This window comes from Mesorhizobium sp. W067, from assembly GCF_054719525.1.
On record NZ_JBTTII010000001.1, the window covers coordinates 5,372,049 to 5,397,182 of the forward strand.

General features: G+C 64.4%; 21 protein-coding genes. 9 read left to right on the forward strand and 12 right to left on the reverse strand.

Annotation, left to right across the window (positions count from 1 at the left end):
• Positions 1–20: 20 nt before the first annotated feature.
• From ACYG97_RS26250 to ACYG97_RS26275, 6 genes are all read right to left on the reverse strand, one after another.
• Positions 21–2,075 carry an ABC transporter ATP-binding protein/permease gene (locus tag ACYG97_RS26250; protein WP_023732579.1) on the reverse strand — a complete coding sequence of 685 codons (2,055 nt, stop codon included), beginning with the start codon at positions 2,073–2,075 and terminating at the stop codon, positions 21–23.
• Between the two features lie 72 nt (positions 2,076–2,147).
• Positions 2,148–3,260, reverse strand: a complete 1,113-nt coding sequence (locus tag ACYG97_RS26255) for an NAD(P)/FAD-dependent oxidoreductase (protein WP_023732578.1) — start codon at positions 3,258–3,260, stop codon at positions 2,148–2,150.
• Positions 3,261–3,269: 9 nt separating this feature from the next.
• A complete protein-coding gene (gene nagA, locus ACYG97_RS26260) occupies positions 3,270–4,445 on the reverse strand; it encodes an N-acetylglucosamine-6-phosphate deacetylase (RefSeq protein WP_023732577.1) in 1,176 nt (391 codons plus the stop codon).
• Positions 4,442–5,473: an SIS domain-containing protein gene (locus ACYG97_RS26265; protein WP_023694234.1), complete on the reverse strand. Its 1,032-nt coding sequence runs from the start codon at positions 5,471–5,473 to the stop codon at positions 4,442–4,444. The genes nagA and ACYG97_RS26265 overlap by 4 nt, the downstream gene beginning before the upstream one ends.
• Positions 5,470–6,252 (reverse strand): GntR family transcriptional regulator, encoded by a 783-nt coding sequence (locus ACYG97_RS26270; protein ID WP_023732576.1) that lies wholly within the window; start codon positions 6,250–6,252, stop codon positions 5,470–5,472. Before ACYG97_RS26270 ends, ACYG97_RS26265 begins: the two co-directional genes overlap by 4 nt.
• Positions 6,249–7,127 (reverse strand): glucosamine kinase nucleotide-binding domain-containing protein, encoded by an 879-nt coding sequence (locus ACYG97_RS26275; protein WP_023668846.1) that lies wholly within the window; start codon positions 7,125–7,127, stop codon positions 6,249–6,251. Before ACYG97_RS26275 ends, ACYG97_RS26270 begins: the two co-directional genes overlap by 4 nt.
• A 199-nt stretch (positions 7,128–7,326) precedes the next feature.
• Between ACYG97_RS26275 and ACYG97_RS26280 the strand changes: the two genes are divergently transcribed.
• From ACYG97_RS26280 to ACYG97_RS26305, 6 genes are all read left to right on the forward strand, one after another.
• Positions 7,327–8,283 (forward strand): N-acetylmuramic acid 6-phosphate etherase, encoded by a 957-nt coding sequence (locus ACYG97_RS26280; protein WP_023694233.1) that lies wholly within the window; start codon positions 7,327–7,329, stop codon positions 8,281–8,283.
• 1 nt (position 8,284) lies between these two features.
• Positions 8,285–9,544 carry an ABC transporter substrate-binding protein gene (locus tag ACYG97_RS26285; RefSeq protein ID WP_023689958.1) on the forward strand — a complete coding sequence of 420 codons (1,260 nt, stop codon included), beginning with the start codon at positions 8,285–8,287 and terminating at the stop codon, positions 9,542–9,544.
• Positions 9,545–9,784: 240 nt separating this feature from the next.
• Entirely contained in the window at positions 9,785–10,714 is a 930-nt protein-coding gene (locus tag ACYG97_RS26290; protein WP_023732575.1) for a carbohydrate ABC transporter permease, read from the forward strand.
• 226 nt (positions 10,715–10,940) lie between these two features.
• On the forward strand, positions 10,941–11,780 hold the full coding sequence (locus tag ACYG97_RS26295; protein ID WP_023732574.1) for a carbohydrate ABC transporter permease: 840 nt from the start codon (positions 10,941–10,943) through the stop codon (positions 11,778–11,780).
• A 250-nt stretch (positions 11,781–12,030) separates the two neighbouring features.
• Positions 12,031–13,092, forward strand: a complete 1,062-nt coding sequence (locus tag ACYG97_RS26300) for a Gfo/Idh/MocA family protein (RefSeq protein WP_023732573.1) — start codon at positions 12,031–12,033, stop codon at positions 13,090–13,092.
• 30 nt (positions 13,093–13,122) lie between these two features.
• Entirely contained in the window at positions 13,123–14,121 is a 999-nt protein-coding gene (locus tag ACYG97_RS26305) for an ABC transporter ATP-binding protein (protein ID WP_023668840.1), read from the forward strand.
• A 26-nt stretch (positions 14,122–14,147) separates the two neighbouring features.
• On the opposite strand, the gene ACYG97_RS26310 is transcribed toward ACYG97_RS26305, so the two are convergent.
• The 6 genes from ACYG97_RS26310 to ACYG97_RS26335 all read right to left on the reverse strand — a co-directional run bounded on the left by ACYG97_RS26310 (position 14,148) and on the right by ACYG97_RS26335 (position 21,104).
• Positions 14,148–15,041, reverse strand: coding sequence for an ROK family protein (locus ACYG97_RS26310; RefSeq protein ID WP_023732572.1), 894 nt, complete (start codon positions 15,039–15,041; stop codon positions 14,148–14,150).
• A complete protein-coding gene (locus ACYG97_RS26315) occupies positions 15,038–15,841 on the reverse strand; it encodes an alpha/beta fold hydrolase (RefSeq protein ID WP_023732571.1) in 804 nt (267 codons plus the stop codon). Before ACYG97_RS26315 ends, ACYG97_RS26310 begins: the two co-directional genes overlap by 4 nt.
• Positions 15,838–16,674, reverse strand: a complete 837-nt coding sequence (locus ACYG97_RS26320) for a sugar phosphate isomerase/epimerase family protein (protein ID WP_023732570.1) — start codon at positions 16,672–16,674, stop codon at positions 15,838–15,840. Before ACYG97_RS26320 ends, ACYG97_RS26315 begins: the two co-directional genes overlap by 4 nt.
• Positions 16,674–17,753, reverse strand: coding sequence for a Gfo/Idh/MocA family protein (locus ACYG97_RS26325; RefSeq protein ID WP_023732569.1), 1,080 nt, complete (start codon positions 17,751–17,753; stop codon positions 16,674–16,676). The genes ACYG97_RS26320 and ACYG97_RS26325 overlap by 1 nt, the downstream gene beginning before the upstream one ends.
• Before the next feature lie 14 nt (positions 17,754–17,767).
• Positions 17,768–19,003 (reverse strand): ROK family transcriptional regulator, encoded by a 1,236-nt coding sequence (locus ACYG97_RS26330; protein WP_050590355.1) that lies wholly within the window; start codon positions 19,001–19,003, stop codon positions 17,768–17,770.
• 298 nt (positions 19,004–19,301) lie between these two features.
• On the reverse strand, positions 19,302–21,104 hold the full coding sequence (locus ACYG97_RS26335; RefSeq protein ID WP_023732567.1) for a dipeptide ABC transporter ATP-binding protein: 1,803 nt from the start codon (positions 21,102–21,104) through the stop codon (positions 19,302–19,304).
• Between the two features lie 191 nt (positions 21,105–21,295).
• Between ACYG97_RS26335 and ACYG97_RS26340 the strand changes: the two genes are divergently transcribed.
• From ACYG97_RS26340 to ACYG97_RS26350, 3 genes are read left to right on the forward strand one after another with little or no spacing between them, the layout of a single operon-like run.
• Positions 21,296–22,657: an LLM class flavin-dependent oxidoreductase gene (locus ACYG97_RS26340; RefSeq protein WP_023732566.1), complete on the forward strand. Its 1,362-nt coding sequence runs from the start codon at positions 21,296–21,298 to the stop codon at positions 22,655–22,657.
• A gap of 15 nt (positions 22,658–22,672) precedes the next feature.
• Positions 22,673–23,449, forward strand: coding sequence for a DUF427 domain-containing protein (locus tag ACYG97_RS26345; RefSeq protein WP_023732565.1), 777 nt, complete (start codon positions 22,673–22,675; stop codon positions 23,447–23,449).
• Between the two features lie 36 nt (positions 23,450–23,485).
• Positions 23,486–25,129: an ABC transporter substrate-binding protein gene (locus ACYG97_RS26350; RefSeq protein WP_023732564.1), complete on the forward strand. Its 1,644-nt coding sequence runs from the start codon at positions 23,486–23,488 to the stop codon at positions 25,127–25,129.
• Positions 25,130–25,134: the final 5 nt, after the last annotated feature.

A 25,134-nucleotide genomic window follows, 5' to 3' on the forward strand; every position in this document is an offset into this window, starting at 1 on the left:
CGGTTCGGCAGTGGCGCCTTTTACCTGCGCGGCTTTTTCACCCGAGTGCTGGAACCCCACAAAGCGCGGTTCAGCAGGCTGCGTTTGCGCTTGCGCGGGATGAGGTCGACGTCGCTGACGAGCTTGGCGCCGCCCTCGCGCCGCTCCAGGGTGATCTTGCGGCTGTGGAAGGCTTCGAGCTCCGCACGATGCGCCACGCTGATGATGGTGACGTCAGGCAGTTCGCGGATCACCGTCAACATCATTGTGTCCTGGCTCTTCTCGTCGAGCGCCGAAGTCGCTTCATCCAGCACCACGATATCGGGGCGATGCAGCAGCAGGCGCGCGAAGGCGAGGCGTTGCTTTTCGCCGCCCGACAGCGTCTGGTCCCATGGCGCCTCTTCCTTGATCCTGCCGGTGAGATAGCCAAGCCCCACCTTGTCGAGGGCAGCCTTGATTTGCTTGATGGTCCACTTGTCCGCCGCCGCGGGATAGGCGACCGCGCGGCGAAGCGTTCCGGAAGGGATGTAGGGGCGTTGCGGCAGCATGAACAGGCGCCTGTCGGTGTGGAAATTGACGCTGCCGCCGCCCCATGGCCACAGGCCCGCGACGGCCCGCACCAGCGTCGACTTGCCTGAACCGGATTCGCCTGAAACCAGCACCCGCTCGCCCGGCTCGATCACGACCTCGGTTTCCTTGACCACGGAGGTGCCGTCGTCGAGTGTCACGGAAAGATTGTCGAGGCTGAGGATGGCGCCGTCTTCGGCTTCGCCTCGGTTGATGCGTCCGAGCGCATCGCTCTGCTCGGCGCGCTCGAGCCCGTCTAGCGACATCATCAGCGAGGCAATGCGCCGCGCGGAGGCGTTCCAGTCGGCGAGGCGCGGATAGTTGTCGACCAGCCAGCCGAACGCGCCTTGCACGATGCCAAAGGCAGACGCCGCCTGCATCACCTCGCCAAGCGTCATCGAGCCTTCGAGGAATTTTGGCGCGCACAAAAGGATCGGCACGACCGGCGCAAACAGGCTCGATCCCTGCGACACCGCCGCCGTGCACATGTGCTGTCCGGTCAGCAGAGCCCATTGCCTCAGCACGTGGCCGAAATTTCTGTCGATGCCGCTGCGCTCCTCGTCCTCGCCTCCCAGCAAGGCGATGCTCTCGCCGTTTTCGCGCACGCGCGTCAGCGTGTAACGCAGTTCGGCCTCCGCCTGGTTCTTCCGCTCGGAGAGCTGGACGAAATCGCGGCCGATGACCACCATCGAGGTCGAGGTGATGGCGGCATAGATGATCGCGGTGATGACCAGAAAGCCGGGAATGGTGATGCTCTCGCCGCCGATCGGCAGGGTGAGCGCGCCGCCGATGGTCCACAGCACGACGATAAAGGTCGAGGCCGACAGGAACGCGTTGAGGACGCCGGCGGTGAAATCGACCGGCGACTCGGTGGCGATGCGCAGATCCTCGGTCATGCGGGCCTCGGGGTTCTGGTGGTCGCCGCCCACGAGGTTCAGCTGGTAGTAGCGGCCGTTTGCCAGCCAGCGCGCGACGACCCCGGTGGTCAGCCAGGAACGCCAGCGGCGCTGGATCGTCATGCGCAGATAGACCTGCGCGACGACAAGGCTGCCGCTGCAGATCACCAGCGGCACGAATACGGCGCTGAGGAGATAGACCGTGCGGGCGTTGCGCTGCTCGAGGGCATCGAACATCGAGCGGTTCCAGACGTTGATGCCATACTGGAAACCGATGTTGATGCAGATCAGCAGCAGCACTCCGATCGTCAAAGGCCAGGCGAGCTTGTCGCCATGCCTCCCCCAATAGCCGCGCCCGCTGATCCAGAAACGCCGCAGCAGATATTTTTTGCGCGCCTGCTCGGCCTGCTCGGGCGTCAGCTTGGGATCGGGTTCGACGGCATCCGGCGGCGGCGCAGCCTCGCCAACGGGCTCGGACGCGGCTTCGGCGGCCGATGCTTTTTTCTCGCGCGGCGTGTCCTCGCGCGGTCCATCTCCGCGCGTTTGCCGTGACGGCTTTTCCCGACGCGACTTCGTGGCATCGCGCGCTTCGATGCCGTCGGCCGGTTTCGATTTGGGTTTTGCCTCGGACATATGCCCCGACAACGACCTCCATATCAAAAGGTTTCATGGTATGCGCCTGCCCGACGTTTCAGGAAACGCCCGTCATTGCGGATATAAAAGCCCAACGACATGTTCTGCGATGGCGAGGCTGGCGGTAAGGCCAGGGCTCTCGATGCCGAACAGATTGACGATCTGACCGCCCCCGTGGTCAGCCGGTCCCTGGATGGCGAAGTCGGCGGCCGGCTGGCCCGGACCGGACAGTTTCGGCCTGACGCCGGCATAGGCCGGTTGCAGGGCGCCGTCCGCCAGGCCGGACCAGTAGCGCCTGATTTCGTCGTAGAAGGCAGCGCCTCGTGCGGGATCGACGGTATAGTCGACGCGATCGATCCATTCGACATCCGGGCCAAAGCGCGCGCTCCCCGACATGTCGAGGGTCAGATGCACGCCGAGGCCGCCATGGACCGGCACCGGATAGATCAGCCGCGAAAAGGGCGAGCGGCCGGAAAGCGCGAAATAATTGCCGCGCGCCAGCCACAGCGGCGGAACACGGTCTTGCGGGAGGCCTTCGATGCGGCCGGCGAGCGCCTGCGCGTCGAGGCCGGCGGCGTTGATGAAGGCGCCGGTCTTCAAGGTGAAACCCTCGCCATCGGCGTCGCGCGTGTCGATCCGGATGCCGTCGGCTTCGATGCTCGCGCCTGAGACAACGGTGAGCAAGGCGAAAGATGCGCCGGCCGCTTCCGCGTCTCCACGCAATGACAGCATCAGCGCCTGGCTGTCGACGATGCCGGTTGACGGCGACAGCAGCGCGCCGGCGCAGCTCAGCGCCGGTTCCAGGCTTTCGGCCTCTGCGCGCGTCAAAAGCTTGAGGTCACCGACTCCGCATTGCGCCGCGTTGATCTGGATCGCCTGCAGTTTGTCCAACTGGTCGGGTTCGACGGCAACGATCAGTTTGCCGGTGCGATGATGGGCGACGTCGTGCTCGCGGCAATAGGCATAGAGACGCTCGCGGCCGTTGACGCAGAGACGGGCCTTCAGGCTGCCCGGCGTATAATGAAGCCCGGCATGGATGACTTCCGAATTGCGCGAACTGGTGCCCGTGCCGATGGCTGCGGCCTTCTCGACCACCAGCACCTCGCGGCCCGACAGCGCCAGCGCGCGGGCAATGGCGAGGCCGACAACACCGGCTCCGGCGACAACGCAGTCGACATCATGCATGGGTGGACTTTAGCGCGGACTGTCCGCGCCTGCAAAAACCTTGTCGCCGCCGATCCAGACGCCGTTGACGTCGAGGGCGTCCGACAGAGCGACGATATCGGCAGCCGTGCCATTGGCGAAGCGGCCGAGCCGGTGGGCCTGGCCGACCGCCTGCGCCGGATAGAGCGAGGCCATGCGCAACGCTTCCGACAGGTCCAGCCCGACGATCCTGTGCATGTAGCGGACGGCCGAGATCATATCGAGATCGGCGCCGGCCAGCGTGCCGTCGGCCAGCCGCAGACTGCCATCCTTGCGATAGATGATGCGGCCGTTAAGGGTGAACGACGTCATGTCGGTGCCGATCGTCGCCATGGCGTCGGTGACCAGCACGATCCTGCCCGGCCCCTGCTTGGCGCGCAGCGCGATTGCCATGGTGGCGGGATCGACATGGATGCCGTCGGCAATGATCCCGGCCGACAGACTGCCTATGTCGATGGCCGCACCCGCCAGCCCCGGCTCACGGTTGCCGATCTGGCTCATGGCGTTGAACAGATGTGTGACCACGCTGGCGCCCGCGTCGGCAAAGGCTCTGGCCGTGGCATAGCCGGTATCGGAATGGCCGAGGCTGACGACGATGCCGGCCTTGGCCAAAGCCGCAACACGGGCGGGCTCGACGGATTCGGGCGCGATCGTCGTCAGCAGCACCGGCAGGTTTTTGCGTGCCGCGACCAGCGCCGCTTCATCCGCATCCGTCATCGGCCGGATCAGAGCCGGGTCATGCGCCCCCTTGCGGGCGACCGAGAGATGCGGTCCCTCGAGATGCAGGCCGAGAAACCCCGGCAGTTTTTGCCGTGCCGCCTCGGTGCCGGCGGCAATGGCCGCGCCGGTGATGTCAGGCGTATCTGTGATTAGCGTCGGCAGCAGTGCGGTCGTGCCGAACGGCGCATGCGCCCGGCAGATTGTTGCCAGCGAGGCGACATCGGGATGGTCGTTGAGCATGACGCCGCCGCCGCCATTGACCTGCAGGTCGACAAAACCCGGCACCAGCATGCCGCCCCCGGCGTCGATGCGGGCAACGCCCGACGGAATGGCGCCGACGGGATGAATGCCTTCGACCACATCGCCGTGCACGACAAGGGCGGCGTTATCATGCCAGTCGTCGCCATCGAAAATTCGGGCGCCAGTCAGGGCAAAACGGTCGCTCATACGGTTTCCGTCACCTTGCGCAGATTGCGCGGTACGTCCGGATCGAGGCCGCGATGGCGGGCGAAGGCTTCGACGAAGCCGTAGAAGGAGACGATCAGCGTCAGCGGGTCGGTCAAGGGATGACCGGTGGCGACATGCGGCAGCCGCGCCGCGCTCTTGGCTTTGTCCGAGGTTACAAAAACTGCTGCACCCTTGCCGGCAAGGTTGTCGGCAGCCTCTGCCACGGACGGCTCGGAGGCATCGCGGGCGGCGAGCGCCAGCACCGGGAAGCCTGGCCCGACCAGCGCCAGCGGGCCGTGCATGACTTCGGCTGCACTGTAGGCCTCGGCATGCATGCCGCAGGTCTCCTTGAATTTCAGCGCCGCCTCGTCGGCCATCGCTGCCGACGGGCCACGGCCGAGGATGAACAGCGATTGCGGCGTCTCCAATGCGCCGGCCAGCGCCATCCAGTCGCAGGCGATCGCCTTGCTGAAATGCTCGGGCAGGCGGGCAAGGGCGGCCAGCAGTCTGTCGTCGCCGGTGCAATGCGCCATCAGCGCCAGGCCGGCGACCGCCGAATTGACGAATGTCTTGGTCGCCGCGACGCTGCGCTCGGGGCCGGCCAGAATGTCGATGGCAAAATCCGAAGCCCGCGCCAGCGGCGAATCGGCGGTGTTGGTGATGGCGACGGTGAGCGCACCGCCGGCCCGTGCCGTCTCGGCCATGGTGACGATGTCAGGGCTCTTGCCGGATTGCGAGATGGCGAGGCAAGCGGAACCGGCGAGCTTGAGCTTGGCGCCGTAGATCGAGGCGATCGACGGACCGACCGATGCCACGGCCAGGCCGGCGGTCAGTTCGACGGCATATTTCATGAAGGTGGCGGCATGGTCGGACGAACCGCGCGCGACGGTAACGACGAAGCTCGGATCGCGCTCGCGAATGCCGCGTCCGGCCTCGGTCAGCACCGCCGCCGAGCCATCGAGCAGACGCGCGACGGCTTGCGGAATTTCGTCGATCTCGCGCCGCATATGGGTGGTCTTGGGGATCATGGTCGGCCCTCTTCGCTCGGCCCTGTCAGGCGCAGTTCGGCGACGAAATCATAGGCGTCGCCGCGGTAGATGGAGCGGGTGAACTCGATCACCTTGCCGCTCGCGAGATAGGAAATGCGTTCGATGTGCAGGCCGGCAATGCCGGATGGCACTTCGAGCAGACGCGCATCGGCGTCGCCGAGATTGGCGGCGGAAATGCGCTGCACCGCCCGCACCGGCCGGTTGCCGGTCAGTTGCAGCGCCGCATAGAGTGACGAGCCTATCCCGGCCGGATCCGGCAGCACGCTGGCCGACAACGAGGCGCGCTCGATGGCCAGCGGCGTGTCGTTTGCGATGCGCAGGCGCGCCACGCGCGCCACCAGCTCGTTCGACGACAGGCCGAGCACCATCATCTCGTCGGGCGAGGGCGCGTAGAGGCCGCGATCGAGCCAGGCTGAACGCACCGCCATGCCGCGCCTTGCCATGTCTTCGGTGAATGAAGTGAGCCTGGACAGCGACTGCTCGACGCGCTCCATGCGCGGCGCGACGAAGGTGCCGGAGCCGTGGCGCTGCACGAGGATGCCGCCCTTGACTAGGTCCTGCACCGCCTTGCGGACGGTGACGCGCGAAATGTCGGCCTTGGTGGCGATGTCGCGCTCGGAAGGCAGCGCATCGCCCGGCCCGATCAGGCCGCGATTGACGGCGTCCTCGATGCTTTTCCTGAGCTGCAGGTAGAGCGGGGCGCCGCTCTGCGACGACTGCCTCAGCGTGGCGAAGATCTGGTCGGCGGCATCGCTCATCGCGTCGCCTCCGCTTTGACGAAGATGCGGGCCGCCATCTGCACGGCGCCGCCCAGGGCATCGTCGAGCGGCGCTTTCAGCAGCGCCTGGTAGCGCTGGGAAAGGCGCGGCCCATAGAGCGGCGCCAGCCCGCCGAGCAGGCAGAGCGGGGCGTCATCAGAGAGGTCGAGCGCGTGGAGCGACGCCTCGACATCGGCAACCGACTTGTCCACGATCCAGTTGGCGACGCTGTCGCCCTTCTCGGCATGCTCGAAAACCTTGGGCGCGAAGCCGCCGAAATCGCCGGGCTTGGCATTGGTGGTGAACTCGACCACGTCTTCGGGATTGTTGCGGAAAATGGCCATCATGCTGTCGGTCAGGGCTGAGCGCGGCCGGACGCCGTCATGGGCGAGCAGCGTCTGCTCCAGCAGGTCGCGGCCGATCCGGGCGCCGCTGCCTTGATCACCGACCTGAAAGCCCCAGCCGCCGATGGCGCGCGACGTGCCGCCCTTGCGCGCCATATAGGCGGTGCCGGTGCCGAGGATGGCCATGGCGCCGTCACCAGAGCCGACTGCCCCTTCGAGCGCGATCTCGGCGTCCGTCTCGACGCGGCTGATGCTGAACGGCAGGATTGCTTCAAGCTGCTGGCGGTAGGTGCCGACATTGGCGCCGGCAAGGCCGAGAATGGCTGGTGTCTGCGGGATCAGGTCCGGATCTTGCCCGGCGGCGATGAAGGCCTGACGAGCAGCCTCGACGATGTGGGTGCGAGCGCCGGTGAGATCGGTGCGGATGTTGGCGGCGCCGCTTTTGGCACGGCCAATGACAACGCCATCGCCTGTCGCAAGGGCTGCCCTGCAGCTGGTGCCGCCGCCGTCGATACCGAGCACGAATTTCACGCGATGTCTCCTCCGGGCGGATAATACCAATAAAATACCAATAGCCAAGGGATTAATTTCCGTTTCAAAAAGATTAAGGCGTATCAGATTGAAAAACCCGGGAATTTTGCTGGCTCAACGCTTTCCAGTTCGCAATTTCGTTAATGCGTGTGGACAAGTGGTATTTTTTTGGTATTGTTCTTCCATCGGAGGGACAGGGATGGCCGAACCGCGCACCGAAGCGCTTCACAGCAATGCCGAGGGACTGGACATCCAGGCCCCGGACGCCATCCTTTCTTCTTTGGTCAATGCGCAGATCGAGGCCGCCAAGGCTGTGCGCGACGCCATTCCCGCCATCGCCGCCGCAGCCGAAATCATCGCCGGGCGGCTGAACGGCGGCGGCAAGCTCGCCTATGCTGCGGCCGGCAGCTCCGGCCTGATGGCGCTGGCCGACGCGCTGGAGTTGCCCGGCACCTTCGGCATCAAGCGCGAACGCATCGCCATCCTCATCGCCGGTGGCGACGACGCTTTCAAGACCCTGGCCGGCGGACCGGAAGACGACACCGACGAAGCCTCGACGGCAATTGCCGGCGCCGGCATCGGCAAGGGCGACTGCCTGATCACGATTTCGGCCAGCGGCTCGACGCCCTATGCGGTGCAGGCGCTGAAGGATGCGCGCAGCCGGGGCGCGGCAACCATCGCCATTGCCAACAACAAGGACACGCCCCTGCTCAGGCTGGCCGACGTCGCCATACTGCTCGAGACGCCACCGGAGGTGATTGCCGGCTCGACGCGCATGGGCGCCGGCACTGCCCAGAAGATCGCGCTCAACATGCTGTCGACGCTTACCGCCATTCATCTCGGCCATGTCCATGACGGCTACATGGTCAATCTCACCGCCGACAACATCAAGCTGCGCGACCGCGCGGCTCGCATCGTCGCCGCTATCAGCGGCCGCGACCGGCAAGACGCCGTGCGGCTGCTCGAAGCGAGCGGCGGCGTCGTCAAGACAGCCATTCTGCTCGCCGCCGGCGCTGCCAACGCCGTTGCGGCCGAGAAGATACTGGAAGGGACCGGCCAGAAGCTGCGGCCAGCCCTTTCCGCGATCGAGGGGAACAAGGGCGCGAAGGCCCCTGTTCTCAAAACCGAACCTGAAAAAGGTCAACAGGGAGACTAGCATGACAACGAAATTACTGACGGCACTGCTTCTCGGCACCAGCATTCTCGGCACCGCCGGGTTGGCTCACGCCGATGACGTAACGCTCAATATCGAAAGCTGGCGCGGCGACGACCTTGCCATCTGGAAGGACAAGCTGATCCCGGCTTTTGAGGCCAAGAACCCGGGCATCAAAGTGGTGTTCGCACCGTCGGCGCCGACCGAGTATGACGCCGCACTCGGCGCCAAGCTCGCCGCCGGCTCGGCTGGCGACCTGATCACCTGCCGCCCGTTCGACAAATCGCTCGAACTGTTCAAGAAGGGCAACCTTGCCGACCTGTCGGCGCTGCCCGGCATGGAAAACTTTTCGCCCGTTGCCAAGGCCGCCTGGCAGACCGACGACGGCAAGGCGAGCTTCTGCGTGCCGATGGCCTCGGTCATTCACGGCTTCATCTACAACAAGGACGCCTTCGACAAGCTCGGCCTCAAGGTGCCGACGACGCGTGACGAGTTCTTCGCCGCGCTCGACAAGATCAAGGCCGACGGCACCTACATCCCGATGGCCATGGGCACCAAGGACCTCTGGGAAGCCGCGACCATGGGCTATCAGAACATCGGTCCGAACTACTGGAAGGGCGAAGAGGGCCGCGCAGCGCTGATCAAGGGCGACCAGAAGCTGACCGACAAGGACTGGGTTGCTCCCTATGAGGAACTGGCCAGGTGGAAGCCTTATCTCGGCGACGGCTTCGAGGCCCAGACCTATCCGGACAGCCAGAACCTGTTCACGCTTGGCCGCGCCGCCATCTACCCGGCGGGATCGTGGGAGATCGGCCTGTTCAACACCCAGGCGCAGTTCAAGATGGGCGCCTTCCCGCCGCCGGTCGAGAAGGCCGGCGACACCTGCTACATCTCCGACCATACCGATATCGGCATGGGCCTGAATGCGGCGTCGAAGAATGCCGACGCGGCCAAGACCTTCCTGTCCTGGGTCGCCTCGCCGGACTTCGCCACCATCTACGCCAACGCACTGCCGGGCTTCTTCAGCCTAAATTCCACCCCGGTGAAGATGGAAGACCCGCTGGCGCAGGAATTCGTCTCCTGGCGCGACAAGTGCAAGTCGACGATCCGCTCGACCTACCAGATCCTGTCGCGCGGCACGCCGAACCTCGAGAACGAAACCTGGGTTGAATCGGCCAACGTCATCAACGGCACCGACACGCCGGAAGCTGCCGCCAAGAAGCTGCAGGACGGCCTCGACAGCTGGTACAAGCCGGGCAAGTAAGCTCAGAGACAGACAGGGCCCAAGTGGACGGCCCTGCGTTTTTCGATAGCATCATCGACTGCGAACGACGGCGCCGCCCCTCATCCGCCTGCCGGCACCTTCTCCCCCTATAGTGACGGGGAGAAGGATCAGCCGAAACGCAGGCGCCCCTCTCCCCGTCCTTCACGGGGAGAGGGTAAGGGTGAGGGGCAGCGCTGCCGTCGAAGGCATTGCTAAACCTGATCGGCGGGGACCGCACTCATGGCCGCACAAACACGACCGAAACGACCGTTCGGCTCGCATATCGGCGTCTTCCTGGCGCCGGCGCTGCTGGTCTATACGGCGATCATGATCCTGCCGCTCGCCGGCACGCTGCAGCTGTCGCTGTTCCGCAATGTCGATCAGCATCAGGTGTTCGTCGGTTTCACTAATTTCCGTACGTTGTTCGGCGACCCCAACTGGTCGGTCGGCTTCTGGAACGCGCTGCGGAACAATACCTGGTTCTTCATCATCCACATGGTGGTGCAGAACCCGATCGGTGTCATGCTGGCGGCATTGCTGTCCAGCCCGAGGCTGAGATTCGCCGCCTTCTACCGCACCGCGATCTTCGTGCCGACCATCCTGTCCTTCGTCATCGTCGGTTTCGCCTGGAAACTGATCCTGTCGCCGTTGTGGGGCGTGGCGCCGCATCTGATGGACCTGGTCGGCTTGAAAAGCCTGTTCACGCCGTGGCTCGGCAAAGAACAATATGCCCTGACCGCGCTCAGCCTGATCTCGGTCTGGCAGTTCGTCGGCATTCCGATGATGCTGATCTATGCGGCACTCCTGTCGATCCCCGAAGAGGTGATCGAGGCTGCCGAATGCGACGGCATCACCGGCATGTCGCAGTTCTGGAAGATCAAGCTGCCGCTGATCCTGCCCTCGATCGGCATCATCTCAATCCTGACCTTCGTCGGCAATTTCAACGCCTTCGACCTGATCTACACCGCGCAAGGGGCGCTGGCCGGCCCGAACTATTCGACCGATATTCTGGGCACTTTCCTCTACCGCGCCTTCTTCGGCTTCCAGCTGCAGACCGGCGATCCCAATATGGGTGCGGCGATCGCCACGATGATGTTCCTGATCATCCTCGGCGGCGTCTGCGTCTACCTGTTCCTCGTCCAGACGCGCCTGCGTCGCTACCAGTTCTGAGGGGCGAGATGTCGAGCTTGAACACCGCCGTCTGGCCTGCCGGCCATCTCCCCCGCAAGGGGGGAGATTGGCAGCTCTGGCCTTGCCGCTCGTCTTGCAACGTTGGCGATTGGCGAAAGCAGTCGCGGCATCTGATCTCCCCCCTTGCGGGGGAGATGTCCGGCAGGACAGAGGAGGGTGCCTTGGTGCCGACCTCAACAGTCATCGCTCGTCAGGAGACCTTCCAATGAGCACCGCCACCCGTTCGCTGCCCCGCACCATCGGCGCCCACGCGATCCTGTTGACCTACACGGCGATCGCGCTGTTTCCGGTGATCCTGGTCATCATGAACTCGTTCAAATCGCGCGCCGGCATCTTCAGCGAGCCGCTGACGCCGCCGACGCCAAAAACCTTCGACCTGATCGGCTACACCACGGTGATCGGCCAGGGCGACTTCATCCATTATTTCCAGAACAGCCTGGTCGTCACCGTCGCCTCGCTGTTCTTCGTGCTTCTGTTCGGCGCGATGGCGGCGTTCGCGCTCTCGGAATACCGCTTCCGCGGCAACACGCTGATGGGGCTTTACCTCGCGCTCGGCATCATGATCCCGATCCGGCTCGGCACCGTCGCCATCCTGCAATTGATGGTGGCGAGCGGGCTGGTCAACACGCTGACGGCGCTGATCCTGGTCTACACCGCGCAAGGCCTGCCGCTGGCGGTCTTCATCCTGTCGGAATTCATGAAGCAGGTGTCCGATGATCTGAAGAATGCCGGCCGCATCGACGGTCTGTCGGAATACACGATCTTCTTCCGGCTGGTGCTGCCGCTGGTACGGCCATCGATGGCGACGGTCGCCGTCTTCACCATGATCCCGATCTGGAACGACCTGTGGTTCCCGCTGATCCTGGCGCCGTCGGAAGAGACCAAAACGGTGACGCTCGGCGCGCAGCTTTTCCTCGGCCAGTTCGTCACCAACTGGAACGCCATCCTGGCCGCACTCTCGCTGGCGATCATGCCGGTGCTGACCCTCTACATCATCTTCTCGCGGCAGCTGATCCGCGGCATCACATCCGGAGCCGTCAAGTGAGCGGAGCCCTACAAATCTCTGCTGGAGCCTTCACCCCACCCGGCGCTGCGCGCCGACCTCCCCATCAAGGGGAGGTAAAAGGTCGTGGCTTCATTCAAGACCGCCAAAGGGCGACTTTCGGAGAAGCTTCTTTGGCAGTGAGGGTGTTCGCGCCAACGTCCTACCTCCCCTCGATGGGGAGGTCGGCGCGAAGCGCCGGGTGGGGTGACACCCTCTCAGAAGGAACAACTGGAACATCTGGAGTAGTTAGGTGACCTCTAAATCGCCCCTTCGCGTCGTCGTCGCAGGCCTCGGTAATATGGGGCGTAGCCATGCGCTGGCCTACCACACTAATCCGGGCTTCGAGATCGCGGCCCTGATCAACCGCTCCGACGTGCCGTTACCGGACGGGCTGTCGGGCTATGACATCCGTCGTTCCTTCGACGATGCATTGCGCGATGAAAAGCCCGACGTCGCCTGCATCGCCACCTATTCCGACAGCCATGCCGACTATGCGGTGAAGGCATTCGAGGCCGGCTGCCACGTCTTCGTCGAGAAGCCGCTCGCAACAACGGTGGCGGACGCCAAGCGCGTCGTCGCGGCGGCCAAGGCCAATGGCAGAAAGCTGGTGATTGGCTATATCCTGCGCCATCACCCGTCCTGGGTCCGGCTGATCGCCGAGGCGCGCAAGCTCGGCGGCCCTTACGTGTTCCGCATGAACCTCAACCAGCAATCGTCAGGCCCGACCTGGCAGACGCACAAGCAGTTGATGCAGACGACGTCGCCAATCGTCGATTGCGGCGTGCACTATCTTGACGTCATGCTGCAGATCACCGACGCCAAGCCGGTCGAGGTGCGCGGCATGGGGCTGCGGCTGACCGAGGAAATCGCGCCGACCATGTACAATTACGGCCATCTGCAGGTGCTGTTCGATGACGGTTCGGTCGGCTGGTACGAAGCTGCCTGGGGACCGATGATTTCGGAAACGGCGTTCTTCGTGAAGGACGTGATGTCGCCCAATGGCTGCGTGTCGATCGTCATGAAGGAAGGTGTGAAGTCGGACGACATCGACACCCACACCAAGACCTCGACCATCCGCCTGCACAGTGCGGCGACCGGCGCGGACGGCAAGTTCGCCAGGCCGGACGAGATGCTGTCGATGGACGGCGAACCCGGCCACCAGGATCTCTGCGACCTCGAACAGGCCTTCGTGCTGAAGGCGATCCGGGAAGACATCGACCTGACCCGCCACATGGACGACGCGGTGAAATCGCTCGCCGTCTGCCTTGCCGCCGATGAGAGCGTGCGCAGCGGCGCCCCAGTTAAGCTCTAGTAGGGCAAACTCTAGAACAAGGACGAAGCCGTGGGCTCGCTGGTAATCGAGAATGTGAAGAAGGCCTTCGGGCCGGTCGAGGTGCTGAAAGGCATCAACCTCGAAGTGACCGACGGCGAATTCGTCGTCTTCGTCGGCCCATCTGGCTGCGGCAAGTCAACCTTGCTTAGGGTCATCGCCGGGCTGGAGGATTCGACCTCCGGCAGGGTGGTGATCGACGGCGCCGATGTCTCGGCCACGCCCCCGGCAAAACGCGGCATCGCCATGGTGTTCCAGACGTACGCGCTCTACCCGCATCTGACGGTGAAGAACAATATGGGCCTCGGCCTCAAGCAGGCCGGCACGCCCGCCCCGGAGATCGAACGCCGCATCGGCGTCGCCTCGTCGATGCTGTCGCTGGAACCGTATCTCGAGCGGCGGCCGGCGGAGCTGTCGGGCGGCCAGCGCCAGCGCGTCGCCATCGGCCGCGCCGTGGTGCGCGAGCCAAAACTGTTCCTCTTCGATGAGCCCTTGTCGAACCTCGACGCAGCGCTTCGCGTCAACACGCGGCTGGAGATCGCGCAGCTGCATCGCCGGCTGAAGGCGACGATGATCTACGTCACCCACGACCAGGTCGAGGCGATGACGCTGGCCGACAAGATCGTCGTGCTCAACGCCGGCCAGATCGAGCAGATCGGCGGCCCGATGGAGCTCTACAATTCGCCGGCAAACGAGTTCGTCGCCGGCTTTATCGGCTCGCCGAAGATGAATTTCATCGACGGCGCCAGATTGGGCGAGACGGCCAAGACGATCGGCGTGCGGCCGGAGCATCTGACCGTGGATCCAAGGTCCGGCGCCTGGAAGGGAACGGTGGTGCATGCCGAACATCTCGGCGCCGACACCAACCTCTATCTCGACTGCGAAAAGGCCGGGCTGATCACGGTCCGCATTTTCGGTGTCTACGACGCCGAGCCAGGTGCGACGCTGTATGCAACGCCGGAGCCGGGTAAGACATACCGGTTTGGGGCGGACGGGAAGACGATCAAGTAATCCTTCGCCGACAGCAACCACGGCGATCACACCGCGCCGAGCAGCACCGCGCCATGGATCGCCGCCTGCCAGCCCAGGGCCGCCCAGCGTATGTCCAGAGGCTCTACAACAAGCGAATGCGGCAGGCTGTCCGCGATGCGCTGCTTGAGCGCCTGGCGGGGATAGGACTTCATGTCGACAATGCCGCCACCGATCAGGATCGTCTGCGGGGAAAACAAAGCGGCTGCCGTTGCGATGGTCACCGCCTGCTGCCAGACGATCTCATCGAGCCATTCGCGCAGCGACGGCGGCTGCCCGGTCGCCGAAAACAGCTCGGCAATCGGGACATCGTAGTCCGCGGCAAGGTCGACAAGCGTTGCCCCTGAGGCATAGGTCTCGACCCGGTTTGGCGGACCGCTTTCGTCGGGCCGGTAGATCGGCATGTGGCCGATCTCGAGCGCCCAGCCGCCACCCCTGAAAATGCCGTCCTTGCCGAGATAGGCCGCACCGATGCCGGTGCCGAGATAGACCGCCAGCACCTCCTTTTGCCGCTTCACTGCGCCGGCGACGCTTTCACCCAGCAATTGCAGCACGACGTCGCGTTCGAGCCGCACGGGAGCGCGGAGCCGCGATGCCAGTTCCGTACCCAGCCGGATGCCGTTCAGCTCGGGAATGTTGGCCGTGTGCAGCACCGTGTCGAAGTCGCGGTCGATGAACCCAGGCACCGTCGCAACGACCCGTGCAGGTTTGAGCCCGGCATCGCGGCAGGCTGCGGTGACCGCATCGGCCAACCCCGCCACAGGCGCGCCCTGGCGCAGTTGCGCGGTCGGGTAGGTGCGCGCAAAATCCACCGGGATGCCGTGGTCGGCAAAGCCAACCTTGACCGACGTGCCGCCGATCTCGACCACGGCGATCGTGTCGTCCATCGTTTGATGCGTCATGCCAGCGCTTCCAGGAACTCCGAAAGACAGGCGCGGAATTCCCGCCGGTAGGCGGCGCGATCCTGCGATTTGGCTGTGATGGTGCAAAGCCGGGCCGACGGGATGAGCCCGGCCAGCGTCTGTGCGTCGTCCAGTCGATGGACGAGGTCATGGTCATGGCCGATGACAAGGGTCGGAACCGCGATAGCGCGGATGTCCGCCTCGCTCACGCCGGGACCGTCGCCGGCGATCGCCAAAAGCAGCCTGCCGAACAGAACCGGGTCCGGGCGACTGAAGAAGCCCTGCAGACTGCTGAGATTGTCTGGCGCCAATCTGGCCAGTTCGCCGGCAACAGCGCTGTCATCGAACAGACGCCTGGCGTCTTCAGGCGAATGCCGCATCAAGAGATCGCCGACGACGGCATAGGGCTTCATATTTTCCGGAGCCGCCTGGACCACCCAGGCTGGTCGGGCGAGCACCAACGCCCGCACACGAGCCGGCTTGTGCACCGCCAGGCGCAGCGCCAGTGCGGCACCCATCGAGATGCCGCCGACGACGGCCGGACCGATGCCGAGAGCGTCGGCCAGCGCTTCGACGTCTTCGGCAAACGTCGCAACCGAAAGCCGCTCGACCGGCCCGTAGCTGGATCCGCCCTGGCCCCGGCATTCGAGCGTCACCCGCCGGGTCACCGGCAGATCGGGAAACACGTCGGCGACCTGCGCGTCGTCGCCGCCTAGGCCGTGCTGAAAGATGACGGGAAGCCCGGCGCCGACGTCCCGGTAGGCAAGATCGACGCCATCGCGGCTGAAGGTCTCTTTCACGCGCGCTCGCTCGCTTCCAGCACGGTGCGCAGAAAGGCGCCCACGCCGGGCGCCTCGGCCTCTGTCAGGCCATGCGTGATCAGGGGTCCGTCGAAGCCAGCGGCTTTCAGACGGCCGATGAAATGCGGGAAGTCGACAACGCCATGTCCGGCCGCGGCAAAGCTGCCACCGGCATAGCGGTCCTTGGCATGGGCCATGCCGATCTCGGCGGCCAGCAAGCCGACGGCCTCGTCGATCAGGCGATGACGCTCCGCGCTGTCGGCCACTTCGAACAGATTGGCCGGGTCGAGCACGATGCGCAGCCGCGTGCTGTTCATTTCGTCCAGCAGGCGGCGTGCGGCCCGGGCGTTGGAGACGACATTGGCCAGTTCCGGTTCGATGCCAAGCTCGATGTCGAAGCGCTCGGCAATCGCAATCGCCGCTTCCATGTCCATCCGCAGATCGCTCCATGCCGCCTCGCTTGCATTGTCGGCATGCCAGCGCCACGGATCCTGTGCATCCCTTGTGCCGGTGCACAGCGTGATCAGGCGCGTGCCCATGTCAGCGCATGACGCCGCCAGCACCTCCAGCCGAGCAAGACCTGACACACGAACCGAGCGATCCGGGTGGATCATGTTGTAGGTTCCCGAAACCGCCGCGATCGAAACGCCGGTCTTGCCGCTGGCCGTTGCGATGGATCGGGCCGCATCGGGCTCAATGCTGTCCGGCATCGACGGCAGGCCAAGGCACGCCATGTTGAACTGCGCCGCGGTGTAGCCGGCATCCGCCACCGCGCGCAGCACCGGCAGAGCGCCGGTGGCAGCGAAAGTCTTGGCGAAAATACCAAGCTGCATCACACCACCCCGTCGACATCGGCGAGACGGACGGCGCGGCCGCCGGCAGCGGCGGAGCGGGCGATGGCCGCCATTCCCCTGATGGAGGCAATGCCGTCATCGATGCCGGCGCCGACCATGGGCGCGCTATTCAGCACGACATCGGCGAAGCCTTCGAACTGGCGGCGGTAGAAGTGACCATCCGCGCCAAGCGTGCGATGCCAGCTGCCATCAGCCTCGCGGAAAATGTCGACCTCGCTGCTCTTGTAGTACCAGGGGTTGTAGGTCTTCGCGAGAACGCTGCCATTCTGGCCGTAGATCTGGAACCCTTCGTGCCAGTCCATGCGCACGGCGACCGTCAGGTCGAGATGGCCGATCGTGCCGTCGGCGAAGATGGTGGTGATGAACCAGCAATAGGCGCCGTAGCGCTCGGTGAGCCGGGCCTCGACCGCCTCGATCGGACCATGCAGATGGCGCGCCGTATCGATGAGATGGCTGCCATGCGCCAGCATATAATACTGGCGCAGATCCGCCTTGGGATTGACGGAGGGCTTGCGTGCCTTGGCGCTGGTGATGATGAGCGGCTGCACCGCATCGGTCATCGGGTAGCGGTGGGTGCTGTCGCAATACCAGCCCTTGAATGCCAGACGCTCGCCCATCTCGTTATCTACGAAGGCCTTTGCCGCCTGGATGCCTGGATCGAAGCGCTTCATATGGCCGACCTGAAGCACCTTGCCGCTCTTGTCGAGTGCGGCCCGCAAGCCTTCGACTTCCTCGACCGAAACGCCCAGCGGCTTCTCGCACAGCACATGCTTGCCGGCATCGAGCGCCAGTTCGGCGGCCTTGACGTGGAACGTGTCCGAGGTCGCGATGATGACGGCATCGAGGTCGGGATCGGCCAGCATCTGGCCGTAGTCGGCATAGGATTTTTCGGGCGCGTAGGTCGCGGCCATCCTGTCGCGCAGATCGTCGGCGACATCGCAGATGGCATAGAGGTCGGCGTTGCGCGCCTTGGTGCAGGATTCGAAATGCGCGGCCTGCGCAATCGGGCCGCAGCCGAGCACGCCGACACGCAGCCGCTTTTCGTCTTTGCGAGGCATGGAATCTCTCCTGATTAGCGCGCGGCGAGGCCGCGAAGTTGAAATTGCGGATCGCCCGACAAAGCTGCCTGATGCAGCAGACAGGCAGCGCCCAATGCCGGACCGTCGGCGCCGACGCGCGACAGTTCGACCGTGGGAACGGGATAACCTTCAGCCAGGAAGTCCGAGAGGAAAGCTTCCACCTGTTCGGCGACAAAGGGATAGATGGCATTGACCGAGCCGGAGAGAATGATGCGCTCCGGCTGCAAGGTGCAGGCAAGCGTCGCCAGGCCGCGACCGAACCACAGCGCCCAGTCGCGCGCGGTGGCGACGGCTGCCGGATCGCCGCCGGCCAGCGCTGCGACAAACTCATCCACGCCGGCGCGCCGCCCGCTTATGTGCAAATAGCGCGCCAGCAAAGCATCCTTGCCGACATAGGATTCCAGCCGCCCCGGGCGCTTCGCGTCGAAGACAAAACCTTCGTCGCCAATGCGTAAGTGCCCGATTTCGCCGGCGCCGCCGAGCCGGCCGCGATGCAGCCTGCCGGCATTGATGATGCCGCCGCCGACGCCGTTCTCGATCAGGATGATCAGCGCATCCTCATCGTCCTTTCCCGGCTGCGCCCAGTATGTCTCGGCCACAGCGACGGCATTGGCATCGTTTTCCAGCAGGATCGGAAAATCGTCGCCAAAGGCGTTGCCCAAAAGCTCAGCCAGATTGACCCCGTGCCAGCCAAGGATGGTGGCATGGTATGAGACGCCATCAGCGGCGGGGAAGCCGGGCACGGCGACATTGAGCCCGTAGGGGCGCGTGCCCGCAGGCAATTGTGAGCGGATCTCGGCGACGAGTTCCCCGATGATGTCGACCGCGGCTTCGGGCGTGCTACCGGGGCCGGCAAATGCCCTAGAGGCGCTCGCACGCCGCGCCCCGGCAAGGTCGACAGTCACGACTGCGATCCAGTTGACGCCGATATAAGCGCCAAGGAAGAAGCCGCCATTGCCGTCGATCTCGACCAGGATACCGGGACGGCCGACCCGACCCTCGCTATCCTGCTCGTCATCCGCTCCATCCGACCGCTCGCGCGCCAGACCGGCTTCCGTCAGCCCCAGCACCAGGGCGCCGGTGGTCGACCGGGTCAGGCCGAGATCGCGTGCGAGCGCCGCCCGGCTCAACGCGCCGGCACGAAACAGCGCCGCAAGGGCCCGCGTTTCATTCGGCCGAAGATCGGTCGACACCAGCACGTCTTCCTCCGCGATTTGTTTGATTGCCATACTAATAGATTTTTTATGCGATTTGAAAGGGTCAAACGGGGCGCACTGTAACAAAATGTTCTGCGTTCTGAATCTGTTGACCCAAGTTTCAAACGATGATTTGTATCAAAAACTTACAAATTGACATGGGAGGATGCGATGCCGGTTCTAGCGCCATTGTCACCCACCAGGCCAAAAGCCTCGCCCTCATGATGTCGAGCGAGACATTGTCCAGCGCGCGGACGGCACCGAAATCCTTCACAATATGGGGACATCTCTTCGAATGCAGGCTTGTCGGTCAGCCTGGCCCGCTTTGCGATCAGAGATCGTCGCCGTCTCTCCAGCAGGCGATCAGATGACCGTCGCCGGCCTGCCTGATGGGCGGTTGCGCCTTTCGGCAGTCGGGCAGGGCCACGGGACAGCGGCTGGCGAAGGCGCATCCGGAGGTCTCGGCATCCTGCGCGGCGAGGTCGAGCTGAGCCGGAACCTTCGGCGCCGTCTCATCCGAGGCTGCGGCCAGAAGCAGCTTCGTATAGGGGTGGTTGGGCCCGCGAAAAATCTGCTCTGACGAACCGGTCTCGACCAGCCGGCCGCGATAGAGCACGCCAATCCTGTCGGCCATGTAGCGCACCACCCTGAGGTCGTGGCTGATGAACAGATAGGTCGTGTCCTTGTCGCGCTGCAGGTCGTTGAGCAAATTGAGTACCGTCGCCTGCACGGAAACGTCGAGCGCCGAGGTCGGCTCGTCCAGCACGACGAGCTTCGGCACGCCGGCGAAGGCGCGCGCAATGGCCGCCCGTTGGCGTTGGCCGCCGGACAGCGAGCGCGGCTTCTGGTCGACGGTCGCGGCGGCTAGACGGACCGAGGCCAGCAGATCGCCGACGCGCTGCTTCACCTCGCTGCGGCGCAGGCCAGCCAGCCGCCGCAGCGGACGGCCGAGAATCCTGCCTATCCGCTGGCGCGGATTGAGCGTGCGATCGGGTGACTGGAAAACCATCTGCACGTCGCGCCGTTCGCCTGCACTTCTCTTCTCGACGCGCGCCGCGACCGGGCGGCCGAACAGTTCGACCGATCCGGCGTTCGGCACCTGAAGGCCGGTGACGATCCTTGCCAGTGTCGACTTGCCGGACCCGGATTCGCCGATCAGCCCGAATGTCTCGCCCTGGCCTATCTGCAAATCGATGTCGTGCAACACAGGCTGTGCGCCGAAGGCATGGCTGATGCCTTTGCAGGCGACGGCAATCGGGCGCGGGGCTTCCGGCTGATCACTGTGGACAGGCATCGACGGTTCGGCCGCGTGCGTCTCCGCAAGCCTGCCGTCGCGCTTGGTGAAGTTGAGCGCCGGGATCGAGGCGATCAGCGCCTTTGTGTAGGCGTGAACAGGGTTCTCGAAGACATCGTTCGCGACGCCGCTCTCGACCACCGTTCCCGACTGCATCACGGCCACCCGGTCGCAGGCGCGGCGGACCATTTTGATGTCGTGGCTGATCAGCAAGACGCTGGTTTTGTGGTCGCGCCGCAAATCCTGCAGGATGGCGATGATCTCGGACTGGACGCTGGCGTCGAGCGCCGTCGTCGGCTCGTCCAGCACCAGCAGCGACGGGTCGAGCGCAATGGCAATCGCGATGTTGGCGCGCTGCTGCATGCCGCCCGACAATTCGTGCGGATAGAGATCGAGCACCCGCTCCGGATTGCTCACCCTGACGCGGCCGAGCAGCTCGGCGGCGCGGGTGCGTGCTTCGTCCTGCCGAACCGGGCGATGCCGCATGATCGTCTCGGTGATCTGCCGGCCAATCGTCATGGCCGGATTGAGCGCCGCACCCGGATGCTGGTAGACGGCCGCGATGCGATCGCCCCTTAGCCGGCGCAGCTGTTCGCCGGAGAGATTGCGGATCTCGCGGCCCTGGAACTCGAGCGCCGACGCGGCGATCCGGGCGTTACTCGGCAGATAGCGCAGAATAGCGAGTGCCACCGAGCTTTTGCCCGAGCCGGACTCGCCGACAAGGCCGAGCGCTTCGCCTTCGCCGATGGTGAGCGACACGCCGTTGACGGCCGGATGCGATCCCCGGCGTTCATCATAGGCGACGGTGAGCTGCTCGACGTTCAGAACCGATGACGACATGTCTTGCTGAAACCACTTTCTTTCGGCGCGGTCTTCGAGGGCAATCGCTTCCGCTTTCGCGCCGCACAATCTCTATAAAATTACTCGAATTAAGCTGGAGCGCAATCTACCTTTCACCGCTCAGGAGAGATTGTCGCAGCCGGTCGAGGCATCGCGACGGTCGCCTGAAGCAGTTCTGCAAGGAGACCGGCATGGCACTGGATCAAATGATCCTCAGCGCGTTTTTCTTCAATCCGCAGGGCGATCATCGCATGTCGTGGCGCCATCCGCGCGCGCCGGGCCGCGAAGTGCTCGACTTCGACTTCTACCGCGGTCTCGTCCAGTCTGCCGAGCGCGCCAGGATCGATACGATCTTCGTCGCCGACCATGTCGCGATCTGGGATTCCGTACAGAGCGGCGTGGCCCATTACGCCAATGCCCGCCTGGAACCGCTGACGCTGTTGTCGGCACTTGCCGGCGTGACCAGGCATATCGGCCTCATCACCACCGCGTCGAGCTCCTACAGCGAGCCCTACAACGTCGCCCGCATGTTTGCCTCGCTTGACCATATCAGCAAGGGCAGGGCGTCTTGGAATGTGGTGACGTCGGCCATGGACGAGGAGGCCCGTAATTTCGGCCGCGACGGCAATATCGAGCACGCCTTTCGCTATGAGCGCGCCACCGAATTCCTCGATATCGTCAAGGCACTGTGGGACAGCTGGGAAGACGAAGCCCTGCTTATCGACAAGGCATCGGGCTATTTCGCCGATCCCGACAAGGTCCATGCGATCAACCACAAGGGCCCGCACTTCAAGGTGCGCGGACCGCTCAATGTCTCGCGCCCGCCGCAGGGCCATCCGCTGATCGTCCAGGCCGGCTCGTCCGACGACGGCAAGAATTTCGCTACCGCGCACGCCGATGCGCACTTTGCCATCTACAGCACAAGGGAAGACGGCATCAAATATAGGCAGGACATCAACGAGCGCCTCGCCCGTTACGGTCGCAAGCCCGAGAGCTTCAAGATCCTGCCGGGCATCCTGCCGATCGTCGCAGCTTCCGAAGCGGAGGGACGCGAGCGGCAGGAGTATCTGCAGAGCTTGCTTCCCGATAGGGTCGGCATCGACCTTCTCTCGAGCTGGAGCGGCGTCGATCTCTCGGTCTATCCGCCGGACGGCCCGCTGCCGCCGCTGCCGGACGAGAGCACCTTCAATGGCGGCCGCACCTCGCTCAACCGGGTCAAGGAATGGTCGAAGCAGAACCTCAGCCTGCGCGAGATCGCCCGCAAGCTTGCCAACAGCGGTTCGGTGCCGACTGTCGTCGGTACGCCCATACAGATCGCTGACCAGCTGCAGGACTGGTTCGAGGCAGGTGCCGCCGACGGCTTCAACTTGATGTTCCCGCTGCTGCCGGAGGATTGGGTGAATTTTGCCGACCAGGTCGTACCCGAGCTGCAGCGCCGCGGCGTATTCCCAACCGAATACGCGCCGGGAACGCTGCGCGACCGCTTCGGCCTGGCGCGGCCGGCCAACCGCTTTGCCGAACAACAGCGCGACAATGCGCGCGCCGTATCCTGACTTGGGGCAACTGATATGACCGCAGCGCCAAAACTTCAGCCCCGCGAAGCCACGGCTCCGCAGCTCATCAATGTTCTGCACAGCCCCAAGCGCATTCGGGTCAAATTCGCCGGCCGCACCATCGCCGACAGCCGCAACGTCCTGGTGCTGCGCTCCAACCATTTTCTGCCGATCTATTTCTTCCCGGCCTCCTCGGTGGACCGCTCGCTCTTGAAGCCGTCCGAGCATCGCCAGCCGCATCCAGTCGGCGGCGAAACCACCTATTGGGACCTGGAGACGGGATCGAAAGCTTCTCCCAATGCGGCCTGGTCGTTTGTCGCGCCGCCGGATGAAAGCCTGTCGCCACTGGCCGGCCGCATCGCCTTCACCTGGAAAGCGGTCGACCAATGGTTCGAGGAGGAGGAAGAAGTCTTCGTCCACGCCCGCGACCCATACGCCCGCATCGACGCTCTGCAGAGTTCAAGCCATGTCCAGATCTGGTTCGACGGCGAAGTGATCGCCGACAGCCATCGCCCGGTGCTGCTGTTCGAAACGCATCTGCCGACGCGTTTCTATTTGCATCCGGACGATGTCAGGCTCGACCGTCTGGTCGACTCGGAGAGCACGACGCGCTGTCCCTACAAGGGCATTGCCTCTTACTGGTCGGGCCTGCGCGCCGACGGCTCGGTAAGCCCCGATGTCGCTTGGAGCTATCGCGATCCCATTGCCGAAATGCCCAAGATCAAGGGCCTCATCGCCTTCTACCCGCAAGCCGTCGACCGCATCCATCTCGACGGCGAACCAGTCGCTTAAAGGCATTCAACAGTCATTTCAGACAGGGGTTTCAAAATGACCAAACGCAACGACATCGATACGCTTCGCAATCTTTCCGGCGACATCTGGAACGTCGCCGTCGATGAGCACCAGGCCGGCTTCCTCAAGCGCCGCGATCTCCTGAAATACGCAGCCTTGATCGGCCTCACCGGCTTTGCCGCCTCGCAGGGGCTTGTTGGTTTTGGCACGGCGCGCGCTGCCGGCGCCGGCGGCACGGTCCGCGTTGGGCTCGGACAGCCGACCAAGGCGATCGATCCCGTCTCCATCACCGATCCGGCCAGCATCGGCGTCATCAGCCAGGTCGGCGAATATCTCATCCTCGACGATCCCAAGGACGGTCTGCAGCCCAAGCTCGCTCTGTCGTGGGAGGCCGACGAGACCGCCAGCCGCTGGACCTTCAAATTGCGGCCGGGCGTGAAATTCCACGACGGCCGCACCGTCACCGCCAAGGATGTGGTGGCGAGCTTCGAGCGGCTGGTCGATCCGGCCAGCGGTTCGTCCGCTTTGTCGGCCTATAAGGGCATCCTGTCCAGGGGCGGCGCCAAGGTCGTCGACGACCAGACAGTCGCCTTTGATCTCGACGGCCCCAACAGCAACTTCCCCTTCTATGTCTCCTCCGACGTCTACAACGCCGTCATCCTGCCGGCCGACTATGCCGGCGATTTCGAGAAGAATTTCAACGGCACCGGCCCGTTCAAGCTCGAATCCTTCCGCCCCAAGCAGGGCGCCAGCTTCGTGCGCAACCCTGACTATTGGGGCGACAAGGCGCTGCCCGACCGCGTCGAAATCAAGTTCTTCGACGACGAGCAGGCGCAGGTGCTGGCGCTGCAGGCCGGCCAGCTCGACGTCATCCCGAGCACGACCCGGCTGGAATTGGCGATCGAGGGCAATCCCAACTTCAAGCTGCTCAGCGTGCAGGCAAGTTCGCATGACGAGGTGCATCTGAGGACCGACCAGGCGCCGTTCACCGACAAGCGCATTCGCCGTGCACTGGCGCTCACCATCGACCGCGAGGCGGTGGTCAAGGGCTTGCTCAAGGGCCGCGCTATCGTCGGCAACGACACCCCGTTCGCGCCGATCTTCCCCTCGGCCGATCCGTCGGTGCCGCAGCGCAAGCAGGACATCGCCGAGGCCAAGCGCCTGCTTGGCGAGGCCGGCGTGCCGAACGGCTTCCCGGTTACGCTGACCACCGAACGCGCGTATGACATTCCCGACTATGCCGTGCTGATCCAGAACTTCGCCAGGAAAGCCGGCATCGATATCAAGCTCAACGTGCTGCCGCAGGACGCCTATTATGGCTCGGCGAAGTTCGGCTCGTCGCCATGGCTCGATTCCAATCTCGGCATTACCGATTTCGGACATCGCGGCACGCCCGACATCTTCCTCAACGCGACGCTGAAGAGTTCGGGCGCCTGGAATGCGGCGCATTTCAACAACCCGGCCTATGACGGGCTGCTGCTCGAATATGGCAAGGCCCGCGACCTTCAGGCGCAACGCCTTGCCGCGGGCAAGATCCAGACCTTGCTGCTGGACGAGACGCCGCTGATCATCAGCTACTTCTCGCAATACAGCCGCATCGTCTCGTCGAAGGTCGAGGGCGTCCGCTTCACGGCGATCTCGCATCTGCTGCTCGACCGCGTGACGTTCGCCCAGGCATGATTGCG

Bases quoted from the DNA above. Each gene is read 5' to 3' on its own strand.
- ACYG97_RS26250 (WP_023732579.1), bottom strand. From the start codon at position 2,075: ATGTCCGAGGCAAAACCCAAATCGAAACCGGCCGACGGCATCGAAGCG.
- ACYG97_RS26255 (WP_023732578.1), bottom strand. From the start codon at position 3,260: ATGCATGATGTCGACTGCGTTGTCGCCGGAGCCGGTGTTGTCGGCCTC.
- nagA (WP_023732577.1), bottom strand. From the start codon at position 4,445: ATGAGCGACCGTTTTGCCCTGACTGGCGCCCGAATTTTCGATGGCGAC.
- ACYG97_RS26265 (WP_023694234.1), bottom strand. From the start codon at position 5,473: ATGATCCCCAAGACCACCCATATGCGGCGCGAGATCGACGAAATTCCG.
- ACYG97_RS26270 (WP_023732576.1), bottom strand. From the start codon at position 6,252: ATGAGCGATGCCGCCGACCAGATCTTCGCCACGCTGAGGCAGTCGTCG.
- ACYG97_RS26280 (WP_023694233.1), top strand. From the start codon at position 7,327: ATGGCCGAACCGCGCACCGAAGCGCTTCACAGCAATGCCGAGGGACTG.
- ACYG97_RS26285 (WP_023689958.1), top strand. From the start codon at position 8,285: ATGACAACGAAATTACTGACGGCACTGCTTCTCGGCACCAGCATTCTC.
- ACYG97_RS26290 (WP_023732575.1), top strand. From the start codon at position 9,785: ATGGCCGCACAAACACGACCGAAACGACCGTTCGGCTCGCATATCGGC.
- ACYG97_RS26295 (WP_023732574.1), top strand. From the start codon at position 10,941: ATGAGCACCGCCACCCGTTCGCTGCCCCGCACCATCGGCGCCCACGCG.
- ACYG97_RS26310 (WP_023732572.1), bottom strand. From the start codon at position 15,041: ATGACGCATCAAACGATGGACGACACGATCGCCGTGGTCGAGATCGGC.
- ACYG97_RS26320 (WP_023732570.1), bottom strand. From the start codon at position 16,674: ATGCAGCTTGGTATTTTCGCCAAGACTTTCGCTGCCACCGGCGCTCTG.
- ACYG97_RS26325 (WP_023732569.1), bottom strand. From the start codon at position 17,753: ATGCCTCGCAAAGACGAAAAGCGGCTGCGTGTCGGCGTGCTCGGCTGC.
- ACYG97_RS26330 (WP_050590355.1), bottom strand. From the start codon at position 19,003: ATGGCAATCAAACAAATCGCGGAGGAAGACGTGCTGGTGTCGACCGAT.
- ACYG97_RS26335 (WP_023732567.1), bottom strand. From the start codon at position 21,104: ATGTCGTCATCGGTTCTGAACGTCGAGCAGCTCACCGTCGCCTATGAT.
- ACYG97_RS26340 (WP_023732566.1), top strand. From the start codon at position 21,296: ATGGCACTGGATCAAATGATCCTCAGCGCGTTTTTCTTCAATCCGCAG.
- ACYG97_RS26345 (WP_023732565.1), top strand. From the start codon at position 22,673: ATGACCGCAGCGCCAAAACTTCAGCCCCGCGAAGCCACGGCTCCGCAG.
- ACYG97_RS26350 (WP_023732564.1), top strand. From the start codon at position 23,486: ATGACCAAACGCAACGACATCGATACGCTTCGCAATCTTTCCGGCGAC.